At 44.1% G+C, this 14,300-nt stretch carries 10 protein-coding genes and 2 pseudogenes; 2 read left to right on the forward strand and 10 right to left on the reverse strand.

Features of this window, described 5'->3' with window-relative positions:
* Positions 1–106 precede the first annotated feature (106 nt).
* The 5 genes and pseudogenes from ABNN70_RS11340 to ABNN70_RS11360 form a co-directional block, all read right to left on the reverse strand.
* A complete protein-coding gene (locus ABNN70_RS11340; RefSeq protein ID WP_353947852.1) occupies positions 107–832 on the reverse strand; it encodes an ABC transporter ATP-binding protein in 726 nt (241 codons plus the stop codon).
* Complete coding sequence (locus ABNN70_RS11345; protein WP_353947853.1) at positions 825–1,601, reverse strand: ABC transporter ATP-binding protein; 777 nt, start codon at positions 1,599–1,601, stop codon at positions 825–827. Before ABNN70_RS11345 ends, ABNN70_RS11340 begins: the two co-directional genes overlap by 8 nt.
* Entirely contained in the window at positions 1,598–2,914 is a 1,317-nt protein-coding gene (locus ABNN70_RS11350) for a branched-chain amino acid ABC transporter permease (RefSeq protein WP_129928984.1), read from the reverse strand. Before ABNN70_RS11350 ends, ABNN70_RS11345 begins: the two co-directional genes overlap by 4 nt.
* A 9-nt stretch (positions 2,915–2,923) precedes the next feature.
* Positions 2,924–3,916, reverse strand: coding sequence for a branched-chain amino acid ABC transporter permease (locus ABNN70_RS11355; protein ID WP_353947854.1), 993 nt, complete (start codon positions 3,914–3,916; stop codon positions 2,924–2,926).
* Between the two features lie 146 nt (positions 3,917–4,062).
* Positions 4,063–5,243 (reverse strand): annotated as a pseudogene (locus ABNN70_RS11360) (branched-chain amino acid ABC transporter substrate-binding protein).
* Positions 5,244–5,990: 747 nt separating this feature from the next.
* Here ABNN70_RS11360 and metA point away from each other — a divergent pair.
* On the forward strand, positions 5,991–6,899 hold the full coding sequence (gene metA / locus ABNN70_RS11365) for a homoserine O-succinyltransferase (protein WP_353947855.1): 909 nt from the start codon (positions 5,991–5,993) through the stop codon (positions 6,897–6,899).
* A 60-nt stretch (positions 6,900–6,959) separates the two neighbouring features.
* Here metA and plsX read toward each other — a convergent pair whose 3' ends face one another.
* The 3 genes and pseudogenes from plsX to ABNN70_RS11380 all read right to left on the reverse strand — a co-directional run bounded on the left by plsX (position 6,960) and on the right by ABNN70_RS11380 (position 10,440).
* Complete coding sequence (gene plsX / locus ABNN70_RS11370) at positions 6,960–7,973, reverse strand: phosphate acyltransferase PlsX (protein WP_353947856.1); 1,014 nt, start codon at positions 7,971–7,973, stop codon at positions 6,960–6,962.
* A gap of 332 nt (positions 7,974–8,305) precedes the next feature.
* Positions 8,306–9,550: an ABC transporter permease gene (locus tag ABNN70_RS11375; protein WP_353947857.1), complete on the reverse strand. Its 1,245-nt coding sequence runs from the start codon at positions 9,548–9,550 to the stop codon at positions 8,306–8,308.
* Positions 9,543–10,440 (reverse strand): annotated as a pseudogene (locus tag ABNN70_RS11380) (ABC transporter ATP-binding protein). Before ABNN70_RS11380 ends, ABNN70_RS11375 begins: the two are co-directional and overlap by 8 nt.
* A 201-nt stretch (positions 10,441–10,641) precedes the next feature.
* Here ABNN70_RS11380 and ABNN70_RS11385 point away from each other — a divergent pair.
* The gene (locus ABNN70_RS11385) at positions 10,642–11,049 is read left to right on the forward strand and encodes a DUF2871 domain-containing protein (RefSeq protein ID WP_353947858.1); all 408 of its coding nucleotides are present in this window, start codon (positions 10,642–10,644) and stop codon (positions 11,047–11,049) included.
* Positions 11,050–11,209: 160 nt separating this feature from the next.
* Here ABNN70_RS11385 and ABNN70_RS11390 read toward each other — a convergent pair whose 3' ends face one another.
* Positions 11,210–12,199, reverse strand: a complete 990-nt coding sequence (locus ABNN70_RS11390) for a branched-chain amino acid transaminase (protein ID WP_353949424.1) — start codon at positions 12,197–12,199, stop codon at positions 11,210–11,212.
* A 196-nt stretch (positions 12,200–12,395) separates the two neighbouring features.
* Positions 12,396–14,270: a glycoside hydrolase family 13 protein gene (locus ABNN70_RS11395; RefSeq protein WP_353947859.1), complete on the reverse strand. Its 1,875-nt coding sequence runs from the start codon at positions 14,268–14,270 to the stop codon at positions 12,396–12,398.
* Between the last annotated feature and the right edge of the window lie 30 nt (positions 14,271–14,300).

Below are 14,300 nucleotides of genomic sequence, written 5' to 3' on the forward strand. Positions count from 1 at the left end.
TACGTGGCACGCCTTTGGTCGACAAATAAAACGTGTTATGAATAAGAGGAAAGCCTGTTATTTCAGGCTTTCCTCTGTCTGTAAATCATTTTCTGCCTGAGTAAAATCAGGCCAGATAGGCTTCTCTGATCATATCATTCACCATCAGTTCTTTACCTCTGCCTTCCATGACGATCTGTCCGGTCTGGATTACGTATCCGCGATCAGCGATCTGCAGCGCCTGATAAGCATTCTGTTCGACCAGCAGGATGGTCATCCCTACTTCCTTCATATCGAGAATGATATTGAAAATCTGCTCAACGAAATTTGGTGACAGGCCCATTGACGGCTCATCAAGCATCAGAAGTTTTGGCTTCATCATCAGTGCACGTCCCATCGCCAGCATTTGCTGCTCGCCGCCGCTCATTGTTCCGCTCACCTGAGAAAGTCGTTCTTTCAGACGGGGGAAATAGCCAAAAACGGTTTCCATACGCTGAGCCACGATTTTTTTATCTTTGACTGAAAAAGCACCGATTTGCAGATTTTCTCTGACTGTAAGTCTTGGGAAAATTCTGCGCCCTTCCGGCACCTGGGCGATCCCCAGTAATGCCGTTTTGTGTGGTTCATTTTTTGTAATGTCCTTCCCCTCGAAAAGGATTGATCCTTCCTTTGGTCTGACCTGCCCACTGATTGACTTCAATGTGGTTGATTTACCGGCACCGTTACTCCCGATCAGAGTGACAATTTCCCCCTGTTCAATATGCAGATCAATCCCGTTTAGCGCTTTGATTTTACCGTAATAACTCTCGATTCCTCTGACATCCAAATAATGTGAAACGTTCAATTCAGCCATTTTTCACCGCTCCCGTACCCAGATATGCCTCAATCACTCTGTCATTTTTCCGAATGTCATCTGGTTTTCCTTCAGCAATCAACTGACCGTGATCCAGAACGTAAATATAATCGGATATTTCCATAACCAGTTTCATGTCATGTTCAATAAGGATGATCGTTAAATCGAGACGTTTACTCATATCATGGATCAGTTGAGTCAGTCTCTTTGTTTCTTTGGGGTTCATTCCGGCGGCCGGCTCATCCAATAAAAGTAATTTCGGTCTTGATGCAATGGCACGGGCGATTTCCAGACGCCTTTGCTGTCCATAGGCTAGGTTACTCGCATTTTCGTTTAACTGATCAGAAAGTCCGACATATTCAAGAAGTTTATAGGCTTTTACCTTTGCCAGCATTTCTTCCTTTCTGATATTTGGAAGCTGGAGGAGCGTCCCCACCCAGTGGGCCTTCAGGCGCTGATGCATACCGACGAGAACATTTTCAAGCACGGTCATGTCGTCAAAAAGCCGGATATTCTGAAAAGTTCGTGCAATACCATAATGGGAAACTTTATGCGGTTTATACCCTACAATTGATTTTCCATCCAGCAGGATGTCACCACTTGTCGGTTTATACACGCCTGTGACCATATTGAAAAATGTTGTTTTTCCTGCACCATTTGGTCCGATGACGGCTGTAATAGAATTTTTTTCGATATTCATCGAAATATGATCTGTCGCGGTCAGCCCGCCAAACTGTTTGGTGAGATCTTTAACTTCCATGATATTCATGTTTCGGCACCTCCGGGTTCTGCTTCTTCAGTACCAATAGATTTATCAGCCGGATTGCGACTGAGTGAGGGTTCTTTTTCAGCAAGTTTCTGGATTTTTTTCTGATCCACAGGACGGTTTTTATGCGGGATCAATCCCTGTGGACGATATAAAGCAAAAATAATCAGCAATAATCCGAAAATCAGAAGCTGCATCTTCGCCGGAGACAGAGCTGGCGGAATATTGATGATTCCGGAAGTACCAAGCTGTGTCAGCCAGTTTGATATTTCCGTCAGGACCTGTGTCCTCAGTATGATCACAATCGCGGCTCCCAGAATTACGCCGGGTACACTGCCCATACCACCGAGTACGACCATAACAAGAACCATGGTAGATTCGAGGTAAGTGAAACTGGTAGCATCGACAAACATTTGCTTGGCCGAGAAGACAACGCCCATCATCCCGGAAAAAGAGGCACCTATAGCGAAAGCAGCGAGTTTCGTTTTGACCAGAGGTATTCCACTGGACTGAGCAGCAATTTCGTTATCTCTCACCGCTTTCCATGCCCTGCCAAGTTTAGAATTTTCAAGCTTACGTACGGTGTAAATGACCACAAGAAAGATTCCCAGCACAATATAGTAAAACTGACTTGAAGTGCCAATGGAGATACCGAAAAAATTCGGTGGCGTAATCGAAGCGATTCCCATTGATCCATTTGTTATGTTCACTGGTTTATCCATATTGTTCAGCAAAATCCGGATAATCTCCCCAAATCCCAGCGTCACAATCGCCAGATAATCCCCCCGGACTCTCAGTACAGGGACGCCAAGCAGGATACCGAAAATGGCTGCAACGCATGCGCCGATGATAATAAACACCCAGAATGAGCCACCGGGGAGGGGATAATTTCCGAACGGCATGAACTGAGACGCCTGATCTGTGGCAAAGATGGCGTATGTATAAGCACCAACTGCGAAGAAGGCAATGAAGCCCAGATCAAGCAGCCCGGCGAAACCAACAACAATGTTCAGGCCGAGTGCCATAGCGACATAAATACCGACAAGTGTACCGACTTCCATGAAAGACTGGTAGGAATCCCCCTGACTTGCTGAAAACGGTACAAGGAAACCGATAATAATCAGCCCAATGATCCACTTCGTTCTGATCCCCAGTTTAAGATAATACAGAATAAGAATGGAAAACAGAAGGAGAAGAAATGCAATGACCGAATCTCTCAGAAGAATGAGACCGCCACTTGTTGCCAGAACATAAATAGCAAACAGAATGATCTGGCCCTTTTTGTTCTGAGCTAATTTACCAAGAAGTGCATTCATTTTTACCACCTACACTTTCTCGACGACGGCTTTACCAAACAAGCCTTCGGGTTTAAATATAAGGACAAGTATCAGAATGATGAATGCGAAAACATCTTTATATTCAGCACCCATCGCACCATTAGTGATGATGGAAAGGTTCGCAGCCGCAAACATTTCAAGTAATCCCAGGACAATGCCTCCAAGCATGGCACCCCTGATATTTCCAATACCTCCGAGTACTGCTGCTGTAAAGGCTTTTATGCCAAGAATAAAACCGATATAGGGGTCAATCGTTCCATACTGAATCATAAACAGGACCCCTGTCGCTCCTCCTAGGGCTGAGCCGATAAAAAATGTAACAGATATCACACGATTCACATTGATAGACATCAGAGATGCTGTATCTCTGTCCTGTGCCACCGCACGCATGGCCATACCCCATTTGGTTTTGTTGACAAACAGATCAAGAGATATCAGCATAATAAGGGTACAGATGACAACCAGGAGAAATGAACTCTGGAACGTTGCATTATTTAGAAATGGGATCACATTTTGAACAGGAAGCGTAAATTTATGATCAAACATAGGAGGTGTAGTCACAATATAGTTCCCGGTATTCAGTTCTGCAATAAAGCGTACAACATCTTCAAGAACAAAGGAAATACCAATTGATGTGATAAGTGCAATCAGTTTCGGTGCATTCTTCCTCCTGAGTGGCCTGTATGCAACCCGCTCAATTCCTACTCCGAGCATTCCTGTTGCAATCGCCGATATGACTATTACAATAGCGAAAACAATCAGCGCGGGTACTGAAGTGACAAATCCGATTCCTGTAAGCAGGAAGAGGATCACTGCACCAATAAAGGCACCGGTCATAAATACATCACCATGAGCAAAGTTAATCAGCTCCAGAATACCATAAACCATGGTGTAGCCTATTGCGACAACTGCATACACAACACCAAGAGTTAATCCATCAATAAGCACCTGAGGTAAATTTGCAATAATATGTGCAAACATCTTCTCACCACTTTCCCAATACAGTTATAAAAAATGATTTGCCGGAGCTGAAAATAACTCCATAAAATCCTAAAAGGGTATAGTTTAAAAGTCCCATACCCTTTTGGAATAAAGTCTATTTACATTCGTGTGTGCAAGAGTTGTTTTTACTGACCGATTTCAGCCTTCTGAACCGGTGGATATTTCTGTTCTTCAAAGTTATAAATATACACTTTAGCGTACTTGTTATCACCCTTCTCATCAAATGTAACTTTCGTCGTTACGCCGTCATAATTTTTGACACCGCGAATGGCTTTAGTAACATCTGCACGGGTAGGGAGTTTACCGTCATTCGCTTTAATCGCGTCCATCAGGCCCTGAAGGATAACAGCAGCAGAATCGTAACCGTATGCTGAGTAGGATTCAATATCCTTTTTAAATTTGTCCTTGTATTTCTCAGCAAATTTCTGGCCCTCGTCTGTCTTTGTTACGTCTCCGGCAACAGAGGTCAGATAGACACCCTTAACGGCTTCACCGGCTATCTGAACGGTTGATGAAGAGTCCATACCGTCACCGCCCATAATCGGGATATCCAGTCCTTTTTCACGTGCCTGCTTGACAATCAGACCGCCTTCAGAATAGACACCACCGAAGTAAATCAGATCAGGTTTTTTGGATACAGCCTGCCCGATTACACCGTTAAAGTCCTTTTCACCAGGGGTAATACCTTCATAACCTACAATTTGGGCACCGAGCTTTTCAGCCTGTTTTCGGAATTCCTTTGCCAGTCCTGAACCATAAGCTGTCTTGTCCTGTATGACAAAGATCTTTTTAGCCTTCAGTGTATTTACCGCATAGTTTGCACCGGCAGGACCCTGAAAATCGTCACGGGCACAGATACGGTTTACAGTTTTCAGTTTACGGTCAGTAACGATCGTTGCTGTGGTTCCCGGGAGACCATGGCCAGATTATTTTTTTCATAAACCTCAGAAGAAGGAATAGCCACACCGGAGTTCAGATGTCCGACAACGGCAAGAATCGATTTGTCGGATGTAATCAGCTGGGCATTGGCAACGCCCTTCTTAGGGTCTGCCTGGTCATCATATTGCGCCAGCTGAAGATCAAACCCCTTATCGGCGAATGCCTTCTTCTGATCATCAATGGCCAGCTGTGCACCATTCTTAATCGCTTCACCGAGCGTTGCGCTCGGTCCTGAAAGAGGTGACTGTGATGCAATCTTAATAACTGTTTTTCCGGAGCTTCCGGAACCAGAACCGCCACAGGCAGAGAGCAGCCCGACAATTAGTGACAATACTGCCAAAAGTGGAATAATTCTCTTTAGTTTCATGTTGTCCCTCCTCTTTTTATAAAACATTAAGTAATATTAAATATCTGATATTTCTATGTACATTCACCCCCCTTAATAACCATCTGGTAAAGCCTCTTTTTATCTATGATTTCTAACAACTCTTAACATCCATAATAATTATTTATAGTCTCATAGTCATCATTTATGTTAGATAATCTGACATAGAATTTTCTGGATATTCTTTCTTTAATCTGAATAATCTCAGAAAATCAATAAAAATAAAACTGTGTAACTGGCTGAATTCCTGGCCCCGGCTGATATATGACGTAATCCGGCTGATATATCCGGGATTCCCGCTGAATTATCCTGGGAATCGGCTGATAACCCGTGGTAACTGGCTGAATTCCTGGCCCCGGCTGATATAAGGCGCATACCGGCTGAATTATCCGGGAGCCCCGCTGAATTATCCTGGGAATCGGCTGATAACTCGTGGCATTTGGCTGAATTCCACTCCCCGGCTGAAATAAAGTGCATACCGGCTGATTTATCCGAGATTCCCGCTGAATTATCCAGGGAGTCGGCTGATAACCAGTGGCATTTGGCTGAATTCCTGGCCACGGCTGAAATATGACGCAATCCAGCTGATATATCCGGGAGTCCTACTGAATTATTTGAGGATAAACTTTGTTATTTTTATGATAGATTATTGATTATTGCTGGATACCCGAAAGCAAAAATAATATAATAAACATAATACCAAGTTAACCATGAGGAGAACTGATTATTGTGCCTATTAAAATCCCGAAGATGCTGCCGGCAAGAACAATCCTTAAAAATGAAAATATCTTTATCATGGATGAAGATCGTGCGGTTACTCAGGACATCCGTCCTTTAAATATATTGATCCTGAATTTAATGCCTGAAAAACAGCGTGAAGAAGCACAATTACTCAGACTTCTCGGTAATACGCCATTACAGGTTAATATTACATTTATGCGGACGGCCACACACGAATCAAAACATACCAGCCATCTGCATCTTGATCAGTTTTACACGGTTTTCAGCAAAGTGAAGAACAGAAAATTTGATGGACTGATTATTACCGGAGCTCCCGTCGAAAAGCTGCCTTTTTCGGAGGTTGATTACTGGGATGAACTGAAAGAAATTATGGACTGGTCTGACACTCACGTCACATCTACCTTAAATATTTGCTGGGGTGCACAGGCCGCCCTTTATTATCATTATGGTATTCATAAGGTGCTTCTTCCCGAAAAACTGAGCGGTATTTACAGGCATACTGTAAATGACAGGTACGAAAAGCTGCTCCGCGGATTTGATCAGGTTTACAATGCCCCCCACTCCCGTTATACCGGTCTGAATCTGTCTGACCTGAAGGCACATCCTGAAGTCAGAGTGCTTTCATCCTCTGAAGAAGCCGGTGCTTTAATTCTGATGGGAGACGGTGGCAGACAAATCATGATTACAGGGCATCTGGAATATGAGACGGACACGCTTGCAATGGAATATAAACGAGACCGGAAGAGAGGGCTGAATCCGAAATTGCCGCAACACTATTTTCCAAATGATGATCCATCCCGTCAACCGTTAAATACCTGGCGTGCCCACGCCCATCTCTTTTTCTCAAACTGGTTGAATTATTATGTCTATCAGACAACCCCTTATTTATGGGAATGAATTTATCACGTGATGCAAACGGCTCTCCGATATTCCGGGGAGCCGTTTTACAGATAAATATTAAACCTTACTGTTCAGCCATGTGTGATCCTTATCATGGATCGTCTCTTCAATGATCCCTACAACATCTTCTTCAACAAGCAGTTTAGCCTGTTTAATTGCAGTAAATACCGCTTCACTTTTTGCTGCACCGTGGACTTTAATGACAGGAGCCGACAGTCCGAAGAGCAGCGCGCCACCATAAGCTGAGTAATCCATACGATTTTTGATTGACTTCAGTTTTCCATACATCAGTCCGGTTAATACCTTCGTGTAAAGTGATCCGCCAAGTGTTTCTTTCAGTAAGTTGATCAGAGACATTGCAGTGCCTTCAATGCTTTTCAGAACCAGATTGCCGGAAAAGCCATCGGCAACGATTACATCTGCGGGTCCTTGCAAAAGTTCCCGTGACTCCACGTTGCCAATAAAATTGACAGGTGCTTCGCTTAATAACTGATAAGCTTTTTTGGTCAGCTCATTGCCCTTTCCCGGTTCTTCACCGATGTTCAGAAGGCCAATTCGCGGATTCGAACGATGCATAATTTTTTCCGCATAAATCGACCCCATCAAGGCATATTGCAACATATTTTCCGGCTTTGTTTCCGCATTAGCCCCAACATCCAGAAAGAGAAATCCTTTGTTCTCGTGAATCGTTGGAAGAGTCGGTGCCAGTGCCGGACGGTCAATTCCTTTGATACGTCCTACACCGAACAGTCCTGAAGCCATAAGTGCGCCTGTATTCCCTGCTGAAATGGCGGCTGCGCAACGCTTTTCTCTGACCTCCTGCACGGCAAGAACCATTGATGCCTGCTTTTTGCTGCGTACAGCCCTTACCGGAGCATCCGTCCCTTCGATTTTTTCTGTTGTATGAAGAATGTCTATATGACGATGTTCGCTGAGAAGAGGTTCAATTCTGGTCCGGTCACCTACCAGTATAAATTCCAGATCCGGAAAAGCTTCTGCTGCCCGAACTGTCCCTTCAACAATCGCTCCGGGTGCGTTATCTCCGCCCATTGCGTCAATTGCCAGTTTCATTCATGTTCTCCCCTTCTGTCGATCCAAACTGTATCTGAAAGCGTCAAGGCTTCATGTCCTTGTGATCATATGTTATCGACCTAAGTCTATACTTCGTAACTTTAACACTTATTACGTTTTCTGTCCAAATATGGTTTCATTAGCCGGCAAACGAACACCCTTTATGTTTCCATTAAGAATAAGTAAAATGAAGAAAAACCTGCCGGCTGGCAAGTCGCAGGCGCCGCCGGCAGGTTTATTTTTTTTTGCAGCCTTTCCCCATAAAAATTTAATGCTTCCTAAAGTCTTGAAAGAGCGGGAGACCTCTCCGGTTTTCCACCCTGATTACAAAATTATTTGGAAAGTGAAAGTGCCTGTTTCATCTTTTTAAGAAACGAGCCTGAGGTGTAGGTCAGCACAGAACCCTTATAAAAGCGCAGGCTGAAGAGGAACAGCCAGATGATCGTTGCCGCCAGGAGGATCAATGAGACCGCTGCCTCCCAAAGCCCCATGTCCGTTGCGCCGATCCGCATCGGCATAATCATCGATGAAATAAACGGAATGTACGAACTGACTTTTATCAGGAGTGTATCCGGGTTGTTCATCCCGCTGATCGCGATAAAAAAACCAATCATTAATGCGAAAGTGACCGGCATGATGGCCTGACCTACATCCTGTACTTTATTGACAAGCGAGCCCAGTACGGCCCCAATGAGGGTGTAAAGGACGCAGGCAAGCACGAAGAACAGGATCGCATAAATGAAATAGGCAGCTGAAACATTAGAAAAAAAGGATTGCACACTGTTCCAGTATTCCCCGTGGTTCATCGTTTTTGCCATGATCAGGGCAGCACCGGCCAGCACGATGATCTGGGTAAATGCCAGGGAAAGAATTCCTGTAACTCTTGAGAGTAAATGTATGAGAGGGGATGAACTTGATATGATGATTTCCATAATCCTTGTGTCTTTTTCTGCCGCAATCTCAGAAGAAATCATTGAAAGATAGGACAGAACAAACAGATATATTAAGAATGCAATGCCATATGAGATCAGCGTAGCCTTCGTCTTGCTGTCTGCAGACTTTCCTTCCTGCTGCGTGTTCATCGTGTGCTGATCGAGTGTCAGGTGGGAGGAAAGAATGCGCTGGGCCTGCTCATTGGTCAGGTTCATCTGTTTGATGGTAAACAATTGATTGACATTTTGAACATAATGATCGAGTTGTTGCTGATCATTAAGCTCAAGGGCTGTATCCGCAGTACGTATTTGTGCTGTAAGCTGACCGGATGCATTCTGATCCAGCAGAAGCACCCCGTCCGCTTTTTTCTTTTTCACACTTTGATCTGCCTGATCCAGCGTACCCGTAAAGTTTTTGAATTTCAAATGATTATCACTTTTGAAAAATGCAGCCGTGTTCAAACGGGTCTGATCGACAATTACAATTTTGACAGCTTTGTTATTGGAAGATAACCAGCTGCTGATTGTTGGCCACATGAATGCGGCAAAAATGGCAAGCAGCATGATCAGTGTCGTGATTAGAAAAGATTTTGCCTTCAGTTTACTCAGGTAGGATTGTGAAAAAAGAACAAGGAATTTATTCATGGGGGTCACCCACCTTCCGTGTAAAAATTTCCTCAAGGGACAGATAATCAAGGCTGAACTTCTCAATAAAGCCATCTTTTGTCACCTGTCGAAAGATCTCCGGTGCGTTCTCTTCCCTGAAAGAAGCAGGCGGAACATGTCTTGCTCCCGGGATACAGACAGGACACCCGGTAATACGGATAGTTGCTCGGCGGTAAATGGCCCGCGCAGGGTCAGGTTTATTTTTCCAAACTGTGCCTTCAACTCTCGAAGCGGGCCGCTGAAAAGGGAAACACCGTGCTTCAGAAGACAGATATGGTCACACAGCTCTTCCACATGATCCATACGGTGGCTTGAAAAAATGATCGTTGCCCCTTCATTTTTCGCATCGATGATGGCCGACTTTAACAAACCTGCATTGACCGGATCAAGCCCGCTGAATGGCTCATCCAGTATGAGGAGAGACGGTTTATGAATCAGGCTTCCGATCAGCTGGACTTTTTGCTGATTTCCCTTGGACAATGTTTCAGTTGCGGCCTTTCGCTTATCTGTCAGGTCAAAACGATCCAGCCAATAGGCAATTTCATCTTTTAGTGTCGACTTATCCTTCCCACGTAACCTGCCAAAAAACATCAGCTGGTCTTCTACCGGCATTTTTGGATATAAGCCCCGTTCTTCAGGCAGATAACCTATGATATTCCTGTTCAGGGCATGAACAGACTGACCATTCCATTTGATTGTCCCGATGTCGGAGTCAGCAGGCCGAGGATCATCCGGAATGTCGTTGTTTTTCCTGCCCCGTTTTGTCCGATTAATCCAAAAATTTTACCACTTTCCGCTTCGAAGGTCAGTTTATTTACGGCGGTAAACGTCTGGAACTGTTTCGTCAGTTGATGAACCGTCAGTGTCATATTTTTCCTCGCTTTCCAATCCTGCATTTTGTCATTATTAGTGTATCATAAGACTCAATGCATAGAATAGCCTCTGTTCAGGGGCGCTTTAACTTTAACCCGGGGCATCATTACCTCCACCGGATACGTTTTCTTTTCCCATGCGAGAATTTCAGGCTATAATAAAACAGGTCGAAAATACATATCACCTGGAGGGATATGATGAAAAGGCTCTATTATACTGCACTTGGTTATATGATTGCGGGACTCATAGCCGGCATATATTATCGTGAAGTGACAAAAATAACCGGATTTACAGGTAAAACCATGCTGTCAGTCCTGCATACGCATCTTCTGGTTCTCGGGATGTTTTTCTTCCTGATCCTTATTTTGCTTGAGAAGCAATTTTGTTTATCAAAGAGTAAACTGTTCACTGCATTTTACTGGGTCTATAATATTGGCGTCATATGGACAGTGGCACTCCTTGCTGTTCATGGCACGATCACTGCCGCAGGAGGTCTATCCGGTCCGGCTATCGCCGGCATTGCCGGTATGGGGCATATTATTCTGTCAGGCGGCCTGATCCTGTTTTTCATCCTGTTGAAAGAACGGATTACCCAGGCAAAATAAAGATATCAGGAAAAGCTGGCTCAGTCAGTACCAGTTGAGCCAGAGTTACGTTTACACCATAATTTAAAATCTATATCATGATGAACTTTTGTGCGAAAAAAAAGCCGAAGCGATTGATCAGTCGCTTCGGCTCCATTAATGCTAAACAAATATAAACGAATTATTTATCGTAAACAGGTGTGCATGATTCAGCGTATTTTGGGTTATTTCCTGTTGTCAGGCCAAAGAATAACTCTTTAATCTTTTTGCAGACATCACCTTCATGGCCTGTTCCAATCGTTCGGTGATCGACTTCAACAATCGGTGTGACCTCCATGGCAGTACCGCTGAAGAAGACTTCATCTGCAACATACAGCTCAGATCTGGAGATACTCCGTTCATCAACTTCAAGCCCGAGTTCTTCCTTAGCCAGTTTCATAACAAGATCACGGGTGATTCCTTCAAGGATATTGTCTGCAGGTGGTGGTGTAACCAGTTTACCCTTCCGAAAGATGAAGATATTTTCACCGGATCCCTCACAGACATGGTCGCCATTCGTCAGGAAGATCGCTTCATCGAATCCGGCGCTTTTTGTTTCAAGTGCAGCCAGTGCAGAGTTCATATAAGCTGCGGTAGCTTTGGTACGCGGTGGGAGCTGGTTATTGGAGATCCTTTTCCATGAGGTAACGCCAACACTCAGCTCCGGCTTGCCGGCATACTTATTTAATGGCTGGGTATAGATCACAACCTTGACATCTTTACCGTCAAGAGTGGGTCCAATATCCTGTGCGTCATTGTATACAATCGGGCGGACATATGTAGTCGTGCGACAGTTATTTGCTTTCAGAAGTTCCACGGTTCCTTTGATCAGATCATCAACAGTCAGATCGAAATTCAGGTTAACCGTTTTGGCAGATTGTTTCAGTCTCTCATAATGTTCCCTGAGCTTAAATCCATAAAGCTGTTCGCTTTTGTCATCCCAGTATGCGCGGATGCCTTCAAAAACACCCAGTCCATAGTTAAATGCCTTACTGCGGACGCTGATTTTAACATCGTCTTCTTTGACAATCTTCCCTGATAATACACATAAGATTCTGACATGTAAACTCCTCCTGGATTTTGGTATATCACAGATACTGTTCCGGCTTTTTGCCGGTAAGAGAACCCCTATCCGGTCCTCCCCTGCACGGGTCTCTTGTACAGTACAGCTCTGTTTTTTTGTGTATCTTAATCATAGCACAAAAAAGAGTGCCAATTTCAATAAATATTGAAAAATTTTACACGAGATGAATACAGCAGCTTGTCTTTTCCCCCTGCGACAGGATCATGAAGCAATTATGAGCATACAGATTCAGAAATAGGAGCACTTACTTTTTTGACGGTTTAACGTTCTTTGCCTCTTTTTTGACAAATTGCAACGGGAGCAGATCAAACGGGCTCTTAAAAAGATACCCGATCATTTGTCTGATTCGATCACCGCCTGTCTCATCATGCACTTTATCCAGAGAAAACATCTGGACCTTTTCAGCAGGATTGAAAATCAAAACGGTATAGGTAAATCTACTCCTGGCTCTGATGAATCCAAACAGATTTCCGGCAGAAAAGGGAAAATAATCTCCGGTTTGCAAATTTTCATCTGTCCTGCGTGCCCGTATTGCAGCTCGAAAGAAAGTTTCTATTTCTTTGTTTTCACGTCCCCAGGGGAAGAAACGTCGATTGTCCGGATCTTTTCCACCCGTGAGTCCGGCTTCATCTCCATAGTAAATGCACGGCACTCCAGGAAGAGTCATAAGCATCCAGACTGCGATCTTCAATTTCTGTTTATTGCCACCAAGTACACTCAGGATCCGTTCCGTATCATGAGTACCGATATTGTTCATATTAGAGAAAAATGCAGCACGTGGATAGTTTGATTTTAAGGTAAAACTTGCTCTGACGGCATGACGGGCAGTGATCCTGCCAAGGAGAAGATCAATAATCAGCGTACGAAAAGGATAATTCATTACGCCATGCAGTGCACCACCTTCAAGATAATGCCGCCTTTTGCCATAGGCCAGTTTATTTGATGCATCCTCCCAGACTTCACCGATAAGTACCTTCTCTTCTCCGGGTCTGTTATATCGATCCAGTGCATGTCGTATCCCGGTTATAAAATCATCGGGCAATTCGTCTGCAACATCAAGCCGCCAGCCGCCTATACCGATTCTCGTCCAGCGATCAATGACACTTTCGTCAGACTTATAAATAAATTGACGGAAACTTTCGTTATTATGGTCAATGGATGGAAGATCATCGATATTCCACCAGCTTTCATAACGATCAGGATAGTGAAGAAATGTAAACCAGCCATAATAAGGGGAGCTGCGATCACGATAAGCTCCGCCTGTTCCATAATGACCAAATTTGTTGAAATACACACTGTCCGCACCGACATGGTTGAATACGCCATCCAGTATAATGTGTATCCCCATCCTGCCGGCTTTCGCAACGAGTTTTTCAAATATTTTCTCCGAACCGAACATCGGATCAATTTTCCGAAAATCCCCGGTATTGTATTTATGATTACTGCTTGCCTCAAAAACAGGACTTAAATAAAGGATGGTAATCCCGAGTGTGCGCAATGTATGAAGCTTTTCTATGATGCCCGACAGATTCCCGCCAAAAAAATCCCAGCGCACAATTTCCCCCTTGCTGTTTCGGATATAATAAGGCGAATCTTCTTCTGTTGCATAAATAAAGGAATTTTTCTTCGGATGATCAATTCTGTGATGGCGATTCCCGTTATTAAAGCGGTCGACGAAAATATGATAGATAACCCCGTGGGTATACCATTCCGGTGCAGGATCATAGCGGGAACAGGTCGTCAGCTGATACTGCTGAAGGGCAGATGGATCATCCAGTTCCCGTCCTTCGCCGCCGAAGTTGTCAGCAGATTTTGCGTAATACACAGTTTTACGGGTTCCCTTTTCATTCCTGTACTCTATTTGGAAATGGTAAAAATAGAGACCAGCTGGTGCGTCGGTAGAAAATGATATCTGAAATCGGAAGGGGTTTTCAGAATCCAGCTTCATTTCTACATGCTGAAAATCAAGCCCATCCTTCTTAATCACCAGAAAGACATGCTCTACTTCAGCCAGGGGCACATCAATGGCAAAATGAACAGACTGTCCGATTTGAACTGTTCCAAACGGTTTTCGGTATGTTTCCGACCAGGAATTAAAATAAATACGACGTGAATCCAACTGTCATCCCACTCCCCGTCATCATCCGGA

The organism is Sporolactobacillus sp. Y61 (genome assembly GCF_040529185.1).
Classification (GTDB): Bacteria; Bacillota; Bacilli; order Bacillales; family Sporolactobacillaceae; genus Sporolactobacillus.